13 protein-coding genes are annotated in these 14234 nt (G+C 68.4%); 6 read left to right on the top strand and 7 right to left on the bottom strand.

The features are described 5' to 3' along the window. Positions 1-88: 88 nt before the first annotated feature. Entirely contained in the window at positions 89-2272 is a 2184-nt protein-coding gene (locus QNM97_RS07680; RefSeq protein WP_283822244.1) for an RNA degradosome polyphosphate kinase, read from the bottom strand. A 7-nt stretch (positions 2273-2279) separates the two neighbouring features. Then, complete coding sequence (gene cofC, locus QNM97_RS07685; protein ID WP_283822245.1) at positions 2280-3080, bottom strand: 2-phospho-L-lactate guanylyltransferase; 801 nt, start codon at positions 3078-3080, stop codon at positions 2280-2282. 129 nt (positions 3081-3209) lie between these two features. On the opposite strand from cofC, the gene QNM97_RS07690 reads away from it, so the two are divergent. Next, a complete protein-coding gene (locus QNM97_RS07690) occupies positions 3210-4217 on the top strand; it encodes an NAD(P)H-dependent glycerol-3-phosphate dehydrogenase (RefSeq protein WP_283822246.1) in 1008 nt (335 codons plus the stop codon). 19 nt (positions 4218-4236) lie between these two features. On the opposite strand, the gene QNM97_RS07695 is transcribed toward QNM97_RS07690, so the two are convergent. Both QNM97_RS07695 and QNM97_RS07700 read right to left on the bottom strand, forming a co-directional pair. Continuing rightward, positions 4237-4875 carry a DUF3515 domain-containing protein gene (locus QNM97_RS07695; protein WP_283822247.1) on the bottom strand — a complete coding sequence of 213 codons (639 nt, stop codon included), beginning with the start codon at positions 4873-4875 and terminating at the stop codon, positions 4237-4239. Positions 4876-4971: 96 nt separating this feature from the next. Next, a complete protein-coding gene (locus QNM97_RS07700; protein ID WP_283822248.1) occupies positions 4972-5217 on the bottom strand; it encodes an Lrp/AsnC ligand binding domain-containing protein in 246 nt (81 codons plus the stop codon). A gap of 160 nt (positions 5218-5377) precedes the next feature. Between QNM97_RS07700 and QNM97_RS07705 the strand changes: the two genes are divergently transcribed. From QNM97_RS07705 to QNM97_RS07715, 3 genes are all read left to right on the top strand, one after another. Further along, a complete protein-coding gene (locus QNM97_RS07705) occupies positions 5378-6475 on the top strand; it encodes a thiamine-phosphate kinase (protein WP_283822249.1) in 1098 nt (365 codons plus the stop codon). Positions 6476-6552: 77 nt separating this feature from the next. Next, entirely contained in the window at positions 6553-7074 is a 522-nt protein-coding gene (locus QNM97_RS07710) for a gamma carbonic anhydrase family protein (protein ID WP_208791771.1), read from the top strand. Between the two features lie 2 nt (positions 7075-7076). After that, the gene (locus tag QNM97_RS07715) at positions 7077-7757 is read left to right on the top strand and encodes a uracil-DNA glycosylase (protein ID WP_006370593.1); all 681 of its coding nucleotides are present in this window, start codon (positions 7077-7079) and stop codon (positions 7755-7757) included. 178 nt (positions 7758-7935) lie between these two features. Here QNM97_RS07715 and bluB read toward each other — a convergent pair whose 3' ends face one another. From bluB to rpmB, 3 genes are all read right to left on the bottom strand, one after another. After that, positions 7936-8592: a 5,6-dimethylbenzimidazole synthase gene (gene bluB / locus QNM97_RS07720; RefSeq protein WP_283822250.1), complete on the bottom strand. Its 657-nt coding sequence runs from the start codon at positions 8590-8592 to the stop codon at positions 7936-7938. Then, positions 8573-9385: an enoyl-CoA hydratase/isomerase family protein gene (locus QNM97_RS07725; protein ID WP_283822251.1), complete on the bottom strand. Its 813-nt coding sequence runs from the start codon at positions 9383-9385 to the stop codon at positions 8573-8575. The genes bluB and QNM97_RS07725 overlap by 20 nt, the downstream gene beginning before the upstream one ends. 112 nt (positions 9386-9497) lie before the next feature. Next, the gene (gene rpmB / locus QNM97_RS07730; RefSeq protein ID WP_006370596.1) at positions 9498-9689 is read right to left on the bottom strand and encodes a 50S ribosomal protein L28; all 192 of its coding nucleotides are present in this window, start codon (positions 9687-9689) and stop codon (positions 9498-9500) included. A gap of 437 nt (positions 9690-10126) precedes the next feature. Between rpmB and QNM97_RS07735 the strand changes: the two genes are divergently transcribed. Both QNM97_RS07735 and recG read left to right on the top strand, forming a co-directional pair. After that, positions 10127-11770, top strand: coding sequence for a DAK2 domain-containing protein (locus QNM97_RS07735; protein WP_283822252.1), 1644 nt, complete (start codon positions 10127-10129; stop codon positions 11768-11770). Beyond that, positions 11770-14172, top strand: coding sequence for an ATP-dependent DNA helicase RecG (gene recG / locus QNM97_RS07740; protein ID WP_283822253.1), 2403 nt, complete (start codon positions 11770-11772; stop codon positions 14170-14172). Before QNM97_RS07735 ends, recG begins: the two co-directional genes overlap by 1 nt. Positions 14173-14234: the final 62 nt, after the last annotated feature.

Below are 14234 nucleotides of genomic sequence, written 5' to 3' on the forward strand. Positions count from 1 at the left end.
GACCACGGTTACCGGACGGTGTCGACCCACCCCGGCCGGATCACGCGCCCGAGTCCCGGCCGGATCATGCGCCCGAGTCCCGGCGGGATCATGCGCCCGAGTCCCGGCGGCGATTCCGCCGCATCATCTGGCGCTGATGATCGCGCACCTCTTCACCCGCGGCGGGGGAAGCCACCCAGCTGCCGTCGGAATGCAGCACCCAACACCGGGTTCGCGGATCCAGGGCGGAGGAGAAGATGTCGCCGAGCTCACCGGTGAGTCGCTCATCGCGCACCTGCACCATCACCTCGATCCGACGATCGAGGTTGCGATGCATCATGTCCGCGCTGCCGATCCAGTACTCGTCCTGCGCGCCGAAATGCATGATGCGCGAATGCTCCAGGAACTGCCCCAGGATCGAGCGCACCACGATGTTGTCACTGACCCCCGGCATCCCCGGTCGTAGTGCGCAGATCCCGCGCACCACGATCTCCACCGGGACCCCGCTCTGCGAGGCCCGATACAGTGCGTCGATGACCTGCTCGTCGACGAGCGCGTTGGCCTTCAAGCGAATCCGCGCACGCTCGTCGCCCTTGTGATGGGCGAGGATCTCCCGATCGATCCGCACTATGATTCCCGAACGGATGCCGTTCGGGGCGACCAAGATGTTGCGGTACTCGGTCTTGCGCGAGTAACCGGTCAGCGTGTTGAACAAATCGGTCAGGTCGGCGCCGATATCCGGTGCGGCGGTGAGCAACCCGACGTCCTCATACAGCCGGGCGGTCTTCGGGTTGTAGTTGCCGGTCCCGATGTGGCAGTAGCGCTTGATCGTCGAACCCTCACGACGCACCACCAGACAGGTCTTGCAGTGCGTCTTCAGGCCGACCAGACCATAGACGACGTGGACGCCGGCCTGCTCGAGTTGGCGCGCCCACTTGATGTTGGCCTGTTCGTCGAAACGCGCCTTGATCTCCACGAGCGCCACGACCTGCTTACCCGCCTCGGCGGCGTCGATGAGCGCGTTGACGATCGGTGAATCACCCGACGTGCGGTACAGCGTCTGCTTGATCGCCAACACGTGCGGATCGGCAGCGGCCTGCTCGATGAACCGCTGAACGCTGGTGGAGAACGAGTCATAGGGATGATGGACGAGCACGTCGCCTTCGCGCAGCGTGGAGAACACGCTCTTGGGTGTCTCGCGTTCACCGAACGCCGGATGCGTTGCGGGAACGAACGGACGATCCTTCAGGTGCGGACGATCGAGCCCGTAGATCTCGAACAACGAGGACAGATCGAGCAATCCGGGAGCCTGGATGACGTCGGCCGGATTGACGTCGAGTTCGCGCAGCAACAGCTCGAGCATGTGCTCACTCATGTCGTCGGCGACCTCGAGACGCACCGGTGAACCGAAACGACGACGGGCGAGTTCGCGTTCGAGGGCCTGCAACAGATCCTCGTCGCGGTCCTCCTCGACCTCGAAATCGGCGTTGCGCGTGATCCGGAAGACGTGATGCTCGACGATCTGCATCTCCGGGAACAGATGTTCCAGATTCGCCGCGATCAGGTTCTCCATCGGCAACAGCACGGCGGGGTGGTGGCCGCGGCCGTCGGCCACCGCCGACCCGGGGGCGAGCTGGTCGACGCGGACGAAACGATTGACGTTGTCGGGCACCTTGACTCGCGCGAAGTGCTCACCGCCCTCGTTCGTGTCCTTCACCGTCACCGCCAGATTCAGCGACAGACCGGAGATGTAGGGGAACGGGTGGGCCGGATCGACGGCGAGCGGGGTGAGCACCGGGAACACCTGCTCGTGGAAGTGCTCCACCATTCGCTTCTGCTGATCGGCATCGAGCTCCGACCACGACACCACGTGAATTCCGTTGGCCGCCAAGTCGGGTCGCACCGAATCGAGGAACACGCGTGCATGCCGGTCGGCCAGGGTCTGAGTGCGCCCGGCGATGCGCAGCAACTGCTCCCGGGGCGAGAGGCCGTCGGCGGACCGCACCGACAAACCGGTCTCGTCGCGGCGTTTGAGCCCAGCGACCCGCACCATGAAGAACTCGTCGAGGTTGGAGGCGAAGATCGCGAGGAACTTCGCGCGCTCCAGCAACGGCAACGAGGTGTCCTCGGCGAGAGCGAGCACACGCGAATTGAAGTCGAGCCAACTGAGTTCGCGATTCAGATAGCGGTCCTCGGGCAGATCGGCCGATTCGTCTGGTGCCAGGGTGGCGGCCGGCGGTGCGCCGGGGATCGCGGTGAGTGGCTGGGTCGAGGTGTCGTCTGCGGGGCTCACCGTTCAATCATGACGCATCGGTCCGGCGAGCCGCAGCCTCACCGCCGGGCTCGGGTTCGCCACGCCGCCGCACACGCGCGATCGGGCCGTCGAGACCGAGAACGGCGCGCGTGTGATCTCCCACGCCCAGTGCGACCGCGGCCTCGAGATCGGCCGCGGTGTCGACATCGGTGCGCAGATCAGGCCAACGCCGGTGCGCCGGATCGATCTCGAGTGCCCCGTCGGCGCGATGAGCCGCGGCCGAGTCGATTCCGAAGCGCGGCAGTCGATCATCGTCGGCGGGACGCAGCAGAAGCGCGGTTCCGTCACCGCCGGCGTCGGTGATCAGTGCATAGGGGACCTCGGCACACTCGTCGAGGACCGCACGGATGCTCGCCGCGTCTGCGGCCGGCAGATCGGCCTGCACCATCAGTACGCGACGAACCTCGCGGTGACGCGCTCGAATCCACTCCGTCCCCTGCGCGTAGGCGTGATTCAGAGACGAGTCGGGCCGTGCGATCTCCGGCAATGCTCTCGCCCCGGCGGCATCGACGGCGCGCAGGACGTCGTCGTCGGGGCTGACCACCACGATCGGGGCGAGCCCTGCCGATCGCACCGCCGCCAGGGTGTCGAGCAGCATCGACAACACCAGTTCGCCGTGCTCACCGATCCGGGTGGCCGGCGGCGCCGGAGCTGCCGCCCGGTGGGTCACGGACGGTGCGAGGCGGGACGCGGCGAGACGGGTCTTGGCGGCGCGGAGGTGCTTGACGACCAGAACGGCGGCAATCGCCGGCGTCTGCGCGTGATCGTTGCTGTGCTCGCCTCCCACGCTCCCATGATGGACGACGCGGCGGAGTCGGTGGCGACCGCGTGCCCACCGGACACCCCAATCGCCGTGGATCGGCATCGGCCGCGGGCTAGGGTGAAGGCCACAATCGAACGGTGAAGGGGAGTGGACGTGCGCGCGGTGGTCATGGGTGCCGGGTCGTGGGGGACGGCAACGGCGAAGGTTCTGGTCGATGCGGGAACCGACACCGTGTTGTGGGCCCGGCGGCCCGAGCTCGCCGAGACCATCAATGCCGAGCACACCAACCCCGACTACCTCGCCGGCATCGCCCTGCCCGAGCAACTCCGGGCCTCCAGTGATCTCGACGAGGTGTTGCCCGGCGCCGACATCGTCGTGTGCGCCGTGCCGTCGCAGTCGTTGCGCGACAACCTGACCGCGTGGAAGCCGCACCTCGGTTCGGACGCCACACTGGTGTCGCTGGCCAAGGGGATCGAGACACATTCGTTGATGCGGATGAGTGAGGTGATCGCCGAGGTCGGCGACCTGCCCGAGGATCGGATCGCGGTGCTGACCGGGCCCAACCTCGCGCGGGAGATCGCCGAGGGACAGCCGGCAGCGACGGTGATCGCGTGCCGCGACGAACAGCGCGCACAAGCACTGCAGAGCGCCTTCAACACCGGCTACTTCCGTCCGTACACCAACACCGACGTCGTCGGCTGCGAGATCGGTGGCGCGGTGAAGAACGTGATCGCCCTGGCGTGCGGGATGGCCAGCGGTGTCGGGTTCGGACAGAACACCCTGGCGACCATCATCACCCGTGGCCTGGCCGAGACGATCCGGCTCGGCGTCGCCGTCGGCGCCCACATCGAGACCCTCGCCGGTCTGGCCGGTATCGGTGATCTGGTGGCGACGTGCTCATCCCCGTTGTCGCGCAATCGAACCTTCGGTGCGCGACTCGGCGAGGGCGCGACGATGGAACAGGCGCAGGCCGCCACCAACGGACAGGTCGCCGAAGGCGTGAAGTCGTGTACCTCGGTGCGTGCGCTCGCCGAACGGCACGAGGTGTCGATGCCGCTGACCGATGCGGTCCACGGTGTGTGCCACTCGGGGATGTCGGTCGCCGACGCGGTGGCGTCGTTGCTCGGCCGCACTACCAAGCCGGAGGTCTACCGGGACTGAGGCGCGACCGGGTCGGTGATCACCCCAAATCCAAAGGCCCGGTAGGCAATACGCGCCCGATGGCCGCCGACACGTCGGTGATCGAGGAGTTGCCGCCGCTGACCGGGACCCACAGCGCGACGTAGGGTCGGTGATCGACGCACACGTAGGCCTGCCCGCGATTCTCGATCGTGTCGGTGATGAACCACTGCACACCGTTGACCGTCTGCAGTCGGCTCGACGGGGCGAGTTCACTCGGCCGATCCACGCCACAGCGCACGGTCACCGGGTCGCCGCCGTCGGAACCCTTCCACGTCGCGGTGTCACCGCTGACCTGCTTGGTGCCGAATCCCTCGAACGACTCCGGAAGCGCGGCCATCAGCGGCGCGCAGGGACCGGCGTCGGCGGAGGCGGCCGCCGCATACGAATCGACCGGCGTCTGTGGCTGATCCGACGACTTGAGGGCCGCATACGTGATGAATCCGACGATGACCATGATCGGGATGGTGACGAGCGTGGCGATCAGCGCCGGACTCAGTCGTGGGCCCGAGCCGTCCTCGTATCGGGCGTGATCGGGCTCGCCGGTGGTCTTCTCGCCGGTGGTCGTCTCGGTGGGCTCGGGTTTGTCGGGCCCGGGTGTGTCGGGCTCGTCGCCTGCTGCGTCTTCCGGGCTACTCACACGCCACACCCTAACGGTGTCCGGGCTCGCGCCCCGCGCCTGCCCGTGCCGATCCGTCGTGCCCGTGCTGATCCGTCGGGCCCCGGCCGATCCATGTCAGTGCGCGGCGGTCACCACCGGGCAGGTGAGGGTTCGGGTGATTCCGTCGACCTTCTGGATCTGCGGGACCACATCGTTGCGCAGATGTGCGGCATCGGCGGCGTCCACCCGGACGATCACGTCGTACGGTCCGCTGACCTCTTCTGACGAGGCGACCCCCGAGATCTCTGCGATGGTCGCCGCGGCCAGAGCCGCTCGTCCGACCTCGGTCTGGATCAGTATGTAAGCCTGAACCACGGCCATCCTCTCCACATCTGCCACGTCGCGGGAATCGGGCTGATGACCCCGCAGGCGGTGCCGCGGCGACCGGGCTCACAAGGCCCGAACCACTACACTGCTGGGACACATTGTCGCTGACAACCCCGGAGGTGGCGAGTCGGCACCGCAACGGAGGGGAGTCCAGGTGGTCACCGAGCCCCTCGGTGGTCGGCCCGACCACGGTGGTGATCAGCACGGTGACGGCGGGCACGGTGCTGACCGGTACGGGGTCGATCGGTCGGCGGTCGACAGGTCCGGAACGCTCGGAGAGGTGGGGGAGCGGGCGATCATCGCGATGTTCACCACAGCCGTCGCACACGGTCCCGAATCGTCTTCCGGCAGCGACATCGTGATCGGATCGGGCGACGACGCGGCCGTTTTCGACGTCGGGCCGACCGTCATCAGTACCGACACCGCGGTGCAGGGGCGTCACTTTCGGCTCGAATGGTCCGGTGCCGCGCAGATCGGTGCGCGCACCGTCGTGCAGAGTGCTGCCGACATCGCGGCGATGGGCGGCCGGACGACCGGAGTGGTTGTGGCACTGGCCTGTCCGCCGCACACCACGGTCGGCTGGCTGGCCGATCTGAACGCCGGCATCGTCGATGCGGCGCACCGGCTCGGGGCGCGGGTGCTCGGCGGTGATCTCGTGGCGGCCGACGAGATCGTGGTGAGCATCACCTCGGTCGGAGCCCTCGACGGACTGGCGCCGGTGACGTTGTCCGGGGCGCGGGCCGGCGATGTGCTCGCGGTCAGCGGTCCGCTGGGATCGGCGGCGGCCGGGCTCGCGGTCGCCTCCCGATCCGGCGTCGCGCCGATGCGCCGGTGGCAGCGCGACAGCGATCCGCGCGCGAGCGTGGTCTCGGCATTCCTGTTGCCGGCGCCGGATCTGTCCCAGGGCGTTCGGGCCGCCCGCGCAGGGGCCCACGCCATGACCGACGTCTCCGACGGTCTGGTCGAAGAACTCCGCACCATGGCCACCTCGTCAGGGGTGTCGCTGGCCGTCACCGGGGATGCGGTGCCCAGGTGTGCGGAGGTGGACCAGGTCGCCGCCCTTCTGGGTGCCGACGCGCGGACCTGGGCGCTGACCGGTGGCGAGGACCACGAACTGCTGGCGTCGTTCGCACCCGGCGCGGTGCCGCCCGGGTGGACCGAGATCGGTGAGGTGCGAGAAGGACCGGCCCGCGTCACGATCGACGGCGACGACATCGTCGGGCTCAGCGGGTGGCGCGCATTCGATCGGTGAGGCGCCCGGTGCTCGCCACGGACATATTCGCGGGGTGGCGGACGAGGACGAGTCGGTGCGGTGATTAGATCACCCCCATGGCGATCTACGCGCTCGACGACCGAGAACCGGAACTGGGGGAGGACGTCTACGTCCATCCCGATGCGACCGTCATCGGCGCGGTGACCCTCGCCGACGGCGTCTCGGTGTGGCCCGGAGCGGTGCTGCGCGGTGACTACGGCACGATCACCATCGGTCGCCGCACCAACATCCAGGACGGAACCGTCATCCACTGCACGCCGATCCATCCCACCGTCATCGGTGCGGGCTGCGTCGTCGGCCACAACGCCCACATCGAGGGCTCGACCATCGGTGACGATGTGCTGATCGCCTCGGGTTCGGTGGTGCTCAACGGCTCCACGATCGGAGCGGGTGCGATCGTTGGAGCCGGTGCGGTGGTCCCCTTCGATGCCGAGGTGCCCGCGCACCGCATGGTGCTGGGCATCCCCGCGAAAGTGCGTGAGGGATACCAGGTGCCGCCCGGACATCTCGAGATGAACGTCGAGATGTACTTCCAGAACGCCCAGCACTACCGGTCATCGCTACGGAGGCTCGACTGATCATGGCGCCCAAGCCGCTTGCCGAACTCCTCGACCCCGGTTGGGCACACGCACTGGAACCGGTGGCCGACGTCATCACCGAGATGGGGCAGTTCCTGCGCGCCGAGAACGAGTCGGGGCGTGGTTACCTGCCCGCCGGACAGAATGTGTTGCGCGCCTTCACCAGTCCTTTCGACGATGTTCGGGTACTCATCGTCGGCCAGGACCCCTATCCCACACCGGGGCATGCGGTGGGTCTGAGTTTCTCGGTGGCGCCGGAGGTTTCGCCGATTCCACGGTCGCTGGCCAACATCTACACCGAGTACTGCGAGGACCTCGGCTATCCGCGCCCGGCCAACGGTGACCTGACGCCGTGGGCACGCAATGGTGTCCTGCTGCTCAACCGCGTATTGACCGTGACGCCCGGAGAACCGGCCTCACACCGCGGAAAGGGGTGGGAGAAGGTCACCGAGTGCGCGATCAAGGCGCTCGTCGACCGGGACGAACCGCTGGTGGCCATTTTGTGGGGGCGTGACGCAGCGGGCCTGCAGCAGTGGATGCCCGACGTCCCGGCCATCGTCTCGGCGCACCCCTCGCCGTTGTCGGCGAGTCGAGGCTTCTTCGGGTCACGGCCCTTCAGCCGCGCCAATGCCGAACTCGAGGATCTCGGCGGCGAGCCGGTCGACTGGCGCCTGCCGTCCTGAGCGTCCGAGCGCCCCAGACCTCGCCGACAGCGCCCTTCGTTTCGCCGAAAGCGCCCTATATTTCGCCGACGGCGCCCGGCACAGTCGGGGAGAGCGCTGTCGGCGTCGGGGAGAGCGCTGTCGGCGAAAATCGGTGCGCTGTCGGCGGGGTGTGGGCCGTCGTCCCGACGCCGGCAACTCAGCGGGAAAAGCGCCGCGCGGCCGGATCGGTGCGTTCCTGCCAGCCGACCCGCTCGAGTTCGGGGACGTCCGTGGTGGTTTCGGGATATCCGAGGCACAGATAGGCGGTGAGTGACCAGGTGTCGGGCACCTCGAGCGTGCGGTGCGCGGCGGCGGCGTCGAGGATCGAGACCCATCCGAGGCCGACGCCGTGTGACCGCGCGGCGAGCCACAGCGCGGTGACGGCGGCCACCGTCGAGTAGTCGAGCGTCTCCGGCATCGTGGCACGCCCGAGACCATGCCCTTGGGGCAGTTCATGATCGGTGAACACCGCGAGGTGGACCGGGGCGTCGTCGAGCCCGGCGAGTTTGAGCCCGGCGTAGAGCCGGGCACGTTCGCCGTCGTAGCCGTCGAGCGCGTCGGCGTTACAACGCGCGAAGTTCTCCCGGATCTGTCCCCGACGCTGCGGTGATTGCACCTCGACCAATCGCCACGGCTGCGAGTTACCCACCGACGGAGACAATTCCGCGCGATGCAGGATCGTCTCGAGCAGGTCCGCATCGATCGGGTCGGCGCGGAACCGGCGCACATCACGGCGCAGGGCGAACAGTCGGTCGAGGTCGTCGCGGAAGTCCGGGCCGAACTCGGCGGCGGTGTCAGTTGCCGCGTGCTGCAACGAAATCGGGGCTCCGCTTGGCGATGAAGGCGTCGACTCCCTCGATCCCCTCGGGCTCACCACTGCGCTCGGAGATCGACCGGGCCTCGGCGAGAAGGTGTTCCGGCAGCGACGTGGTCGCCGACGCGGTGAGCAGGCGTCGGGCCGCCGACAGCGCAGCGCGCGATCCGGAGGCGAGGGTGTGTGCCACCGCCGCGGCCTCGGTGGCGATCGCGTCGTCCTCGACGACCCGGGACAGGATGCCTATCGCGAGCGCCTCCTCGGCGCGGATCACGCGGTTGGTGAGGATGATCTCGCGAGCGCGGGCGGCACCGACCGCCCTCGGCAGGGTCCAGGACATGCCGCCGTCGGGGGTCAGGCCGATTCCGCCGTACGCGGGTCGCAGAGCCGTCGACGAACCGCCGATCGCGATGTCGGCGTGGAGCACGATGCTCATGCCGGCACCCGCGGCCCAGCCCTTCACGGCCGCGACGACGGGGCGGTTGGCACCGGTGAGCGCGAGAACGAAATCATGGAAGGTATCGGCGACCTCGCGGATGTAGGCCGGCCGGTCCGGGGCGCCGGCGAAGGCGCGGACGTTGCCGCCGGCACAGAAATTGGCGCCGGGACCGGTGAGGAGGATCGCGCCGACCTCTCGCTCGCCGCGGGAGATCTCGTTGAGTGCCGCGGTGGCGTCGTGGAGTGCGGTGTCGTCGAGCGGGTTGCCGGCAGAGGGGCTGGAGACGGCGATGGTCAAGACGGCGCCGTCCTGGGTCACGGGAGAGGGGCTGGCGGCGTCGATGGTGGCAGTCATGACCGTCACCTTAGCCGGGCCACGAAAAAGACCCGACCCGGGCCCGAGCGTTCGCTCGGTGGGTCGGGTCTGCTCGCCGACAATCGCAGGTCATCCGACCCGGGGAGGTCGGTCAGACCAGGGAGGTCTTGCCGGCCTTCAGGCAGGAGGTGCAGACGTTCTTGCGCTTGCGGTTGCCCGGGGCGACCTCGACGCGGACCGACTGAATATTCGGATTCCACCGGCGGTTGGTGCGGCGGTGCGAGTGCGAAACGGACTTGCCGAAGCCCGGACCCTTGCCGCAGACGTCACAGACGGCAGCCATAACGAACTCCTCGGGGGTGAGTGGTGTGTGGTTCTCGGTCAGCCCACCGTCACATGCTCCGAACGGCGCGACTACAGCGCGCGCCATGTCCCGGAGCCACGCTGGCGGCAAGGCAACCCTGCAAGGATAGCGGGCCCGGCGGTCGCCGACCAAATCCACCCCGGACCGCACCGCGGCGACCCGGGAGCCTCCCGCCCCGCGGAGTCCCGTCCGACACCGTTGGTCCTCGCGAGTAACCTCGACCACAGTTGTCGGCGAACGCCGGCAGCTGCGGTGATTCGGTGCTCTCGCGGGTCGAGGACGCGCGTTGTCGGTGGGAGGTGGTCGTGGCGGCGTTCGATGGTGGCATGGCCGATGGTGCGGGTGGCGAGGGGGCTGTCACGCAGAGCGATACGAACCACGGGGGTACGACCCACGGGGATACGACCCACGCGGGTATGACCAAGACGATGAGCCCGGCGCTGCTGCGTGACTGGGCCACGGCAAGCGCCGACGGTCTCGAGGCGGCGCGCGGTGAGATCAACGACCTCAACGTCTTTCCCATCCCGGATTCCGACACGGGCAGCAACATGGCGTTCACGATGCGCGCCGCCGCCGACGCCGCCGCGGCACTACCCCACGATGCCGACACCGCGGCGGTGGCCCGCACGCTCGCCGATGCCGCGGTGGCCGCCGCGCGGGGCAATTCCGGGATCATCCTCTCGCAGGTCCTCGTGGGGGTGGCCGACGCCGTGGAGGTCGCGGCCCCCGGGGAGCTGTCGCTGTCCTATCTCGCGAGCGCGGGGTTACGTCTGGCCGGGCTCGCCGCCCGCCGCGCGGTCAGCGAGCCACGCGAGGGCACGGTCCTGACCGTCATCTCCGTGGCCGCGACGACCGCGGCCGCCCACGCCGACGACCTGCCGGGCGATCTCGTGCGTGCGGTGGCCGACCGCGCCGCCGAAGCCCTCGACCGCACCACCGATCAATTGCCCGAGCTGGCCTCCGCCGGGGTGGTCGACGCGGGCGCGCGCGGATTCCTGGTGTTGCTCGATTCGCTGGTCGCGGTGATCACCGGGGTGTCGGCACGGCGACGACGCTACCGGGGTTCGCTGATGGGCGGCGGACGTCCGGGCCATCCCGACGATGCGACGTGTTCGGGGTCCTCGGAGATGGATTTCGAGGTGATGTACCTGCTCGACGGCGCCGCGGGCGAGCACATCGGTGCCCTGCGCGGCGAACTCGACCAGATCGGCGACGCCGTCGTCATCGTCGGCGACAGCTCCAGCGGCGACGGCGAGCGGTTCTCGGTGCACGTCCACACGTGCGAACCGGGCAAGGCGGTGCAGGCAGGTCTGGCCGCGGGGCAGATGTCGGACATCCGGATCAGCTGCTTCGCCCTCGACGCCATCCGGTCTCAGGTCGACTCCGCCGAACCGCCGCCCCGATACAAGCGGGCCATCGTCGCGGTGGTCAAGGGGGAGGGAGCCGCCACCCTGTTCGCCGACGCGGGCGCCGCGGTGGTGCGCGCCGACGACGGGGTGAGCACCGACGTACTGGCGCAGGCGATCCGTGACACCGATGCCGCGCACGTCATCGTCATGGCCAATGGTGCGATGACCAGCCAGGATCTCGTCTCCGTCGCCGCCGACGTCCGATCGCAGCAGCGGTCGGTGGTGTCACTACCGACGCTGTCGATGGCCCAGTGCCTGGCCGCGTTGGCCGTACACGATCCGGGTGAGTCCGCCGACGCCGATGCCTACGCGATGGCCGAGGCCGCGGCCGGTGCCCGATGGGGGTCGCTGCGCCGCGCCGAGGGCCGCATGATGACCCTGGCCGGCACCTGCGAGATCGGCGACATTCTCGGCCTCATCGGTTCCGACGTGCTTGTGATCGCCCCGGATCAGACCGAGGCCGCGACCGCACTTCTCGACCTGATGCTAGCCACCGGTGGCGAGATGGTGACGGTGCTCGCGGGTTCGGAGGTCGACGACGCCGCACTGGACACGCTGGCCGAGCATGTGCGGCGCAACTATGCGGGTATCGAGTTGAGCGTGTACGCCACCGGTCAGGGCGACGACCTGATCCAGGTCGGGATCGAGTAGTGGCGGCCAGGCGCACCGCGACCGGTCGGTCCGGACGTACCCCGGCGGCGACGGACGACGCCGTCACGGTTCCGTCGGTGACCCCCGGGACGGTCACGCTGTCCGACGAGTTGACCGGTGTCCTCGGCCCGGAAACGGCCGCGGGGCTGGCGAGCTTGGGGATCTCGACCGTCGGCGAACTACTCCGTCATGCGCCGCGCCGTTACGTGCGACGCGGCCAGCCATCAGCCTCCGAGGAACTCGAGGAGGGGGAGTGGGTCAGCATCGTCGGCCGGGTCACCAAGGCGAACATGGCGAATATGAAGTCGCGTCCGGGGAAAATCCTGCGGCTGGCGGTGATGGACGAAAAGCGAACCTTTGAGGTGAGTTTCTTCAATCCCTACAGCGTCGCGCGCGCGCTCACCATCGGCACCCGGGTAATGCTGGCGGGGACGGTCAAGTTCTTCCAGGGCCGCCCGCAACTGACGCATCCGCAGTGGCTGGCGCTGCCCGAGGACGGTGACGACGCGGAGAAGGTCATCGGCAGCCCGATGATGGCGGAGATGTTCGAGATAGAACGCGCCGCAAGCGAATCCGATCCCTCGGCGCCCAATCCGATGCTTGCACTGTTTGATCGGTCGATCATTCCGATGTATCCGGCGACGAGTACCTGTCAGACATGGGAGATCTGGAGCGCCATCCGGCGTGTCCTCGACCTCGTCGGGCCCCTGCCCGACGCCCTCGACGACGCGCAACGTCGCGAACGGTCGCTGATCCGTACCGACAACGCGGTTCGTTCGGTCCATTTGCCCGAGGCCGACGGCGAGATCCGCCCGGCCCGTGAGCGCATGAAATTCGATGAGGCACTGGCGATCCAGCTGGTTCTCGCGCAGCGGAGGCTCGCCGGTCGTACCGACAGCGCCCCGATCTGCCCGCGCGTGCCGGGGGGCCTCGAAGATCAACTGCTCGCCCGGCTGCCGTTCACGCTGACGACCGGACAGCAGGCTGTCGGCGAGGAGATCGGTACCGACCTCGGTCGCGGAGAGCCGATGAGCCGGCTCCTGCAGGGCGAGGTCGGCTCGGGCAAGACGTTGGTGGCGTTGCTCGCGATGCTGCGCGTCGTGGACAACGGCCACCAGTGCGCACTGCTCGCGCCCACCGAAGTGCTTGCCGCCCAGCACTATCGAACGATCTCGGCGATGCTCGGCGATCTGGCCTCGGCCGGGCGGCTCGGCGCCGCAGACGGTGCCACCCAACTCGCACTGATGACCGGATCGATGAAGACCAAGGACAAACGCGAAACCCTCCTCGACGTCGTCACCGGGCAGGTGGGCATCGTGATCGGCACCCACGCCCTGCTCGAGGAGAACGTCAGCTTCTTCGATCTGGGCATGTTCGTCGTCGACGAGCAGCACCGGTTCGGTGTCGAGCAGCGCGACACCCTCCGCGGACGTGGCCGCGACGGCGTCGCACCGCACGTGCTGGTCATGACGGCAACACCGATCCCGCGCACCGTCGCGATGACCGCCTTCGGTGATCTCGACACCTCGGTACTCACCGAATTGCCCGCCGGTCGTCAACCGATCACCACCAACGTCGTGCCCATGGGCAAGCAACGGTGGGTCGAACGGGCCTGGGAGCGCGTCGACGAGGAGGTTGCCGCGCACCGTCAGGTCTACGTGGTGTGCTCACGCATCGGCGACGATCCCGACGCGCCGGCGCCGAAGAAGGCGGCGCCGAAAAAGGCGACAGCGCGCAAGGGCCGCAAGCCCGCACGCGCTGCCGCCGCCGACGGTGACGGGCCCGAAGAAGAGACCGTCGCGGTGATCGATCAGTTCCACGAACTGCTCGCGGGTCCGCTCGGTGGGCATCGGATCGCGATGCTGCACGGACGGATGCCGGCAGACGAGAAGGCCGAGACGATGGATGCGTTCGGCCGGGGTGAGATCGACATCCTGGTGTCGACGACGGTCATCGAGGTCGGCGTCGACGTGAAGAACGCGACGACGATGGTGATCGTCGACGCCGAACGCTTCGGGGTCAGTCAGCTGCATCAGTTGCGCGGACGTGTGGGCCGTGGTGGCCTACCCGGCCTGTGCTTGTTGATGACCAGGGTGTCGCCGGGTTCGAAGTCGATGGAACGACTCGGGGCGGTCGCTGCGTCCAATGATGGATTCGAGCTCGCCCAGATCGATCTCCAACAGCGAAGGGAGGGTGATGTCCTCGGTTCGCTGCAGTCCGGCGGCAAGACGTCACTGCACTTCCTGTCGCTGCTCGACGATGCCGAGATCATCGCCGACGCGCGGGATTTCGCGCAGGACATCATCGCTGCGGACCGGACACTGGCCGACCACCCTGCGATGGGTGCTCTGGTGGACGCGATCCTGGTACCGGACAAGATCGCTTACCTGGAAAAGTCGTAACGGACGGGCCGGTCGGCTCCTCGTACCTGCCGGGGTCGCCTGGCCGCTGCGCCGTTGGGTAC

The organism is Gordonia sp. L191 (assembly GCF_030077625.1).
Lineage (GTDB): Bacteria > Actinomycetota > Actinomycetes > Mycobacteriales > Mycobacteriaceae > Gordonia > Gordonia polyisoprenivorans_A.

Bases quoted from the DNA above. Each gene is read 5' to 3' on its own strand.
- rpmB (WP_006370596.1), bottom strand. From the start codon at position 9,689: ATGGCTGCCGTCTGTGACGTCTGCGGCAAGGGTCCGGGCTTCGGCAAG.
- QNM97_RS07735 (WP_283822252.1), top strand. From the start codon at position 10,127: ATGACCAAGACGATGAGCCCGGCGCTGCTGCGTGACTGGGCCACGGCA.
- QNM97_RS07700 (WP_283822248.1), bottom strand. From the start codon at position 5,217: ATGGCCGTGGTTCAGGCTTACATACTGATCCAGACCGAGGTCGGACGA.
- QNM97_RS07725 (WP_283822251.1), bottom strand. From the start codon at position 9,385: ATGACTGCCACCATCGACGCCGCCAGCCCCTCTCCCGTGACCCAGGAC.
- QNM97_RS07710 (WP_208791771.1), top strand. From the start codon at position 6,553: ATGGCGATCTACGCGCTCGACGACCGAGAACCGGAACTGGGGGAGGAC.
- QNM97_RS07715 (WP_006370593.1), top strand. From the start codon at position 7,077: ATGGCGCCCAAGCCGCTTGCCGAACTCCTCGACCCCGGTTGGGCACAC.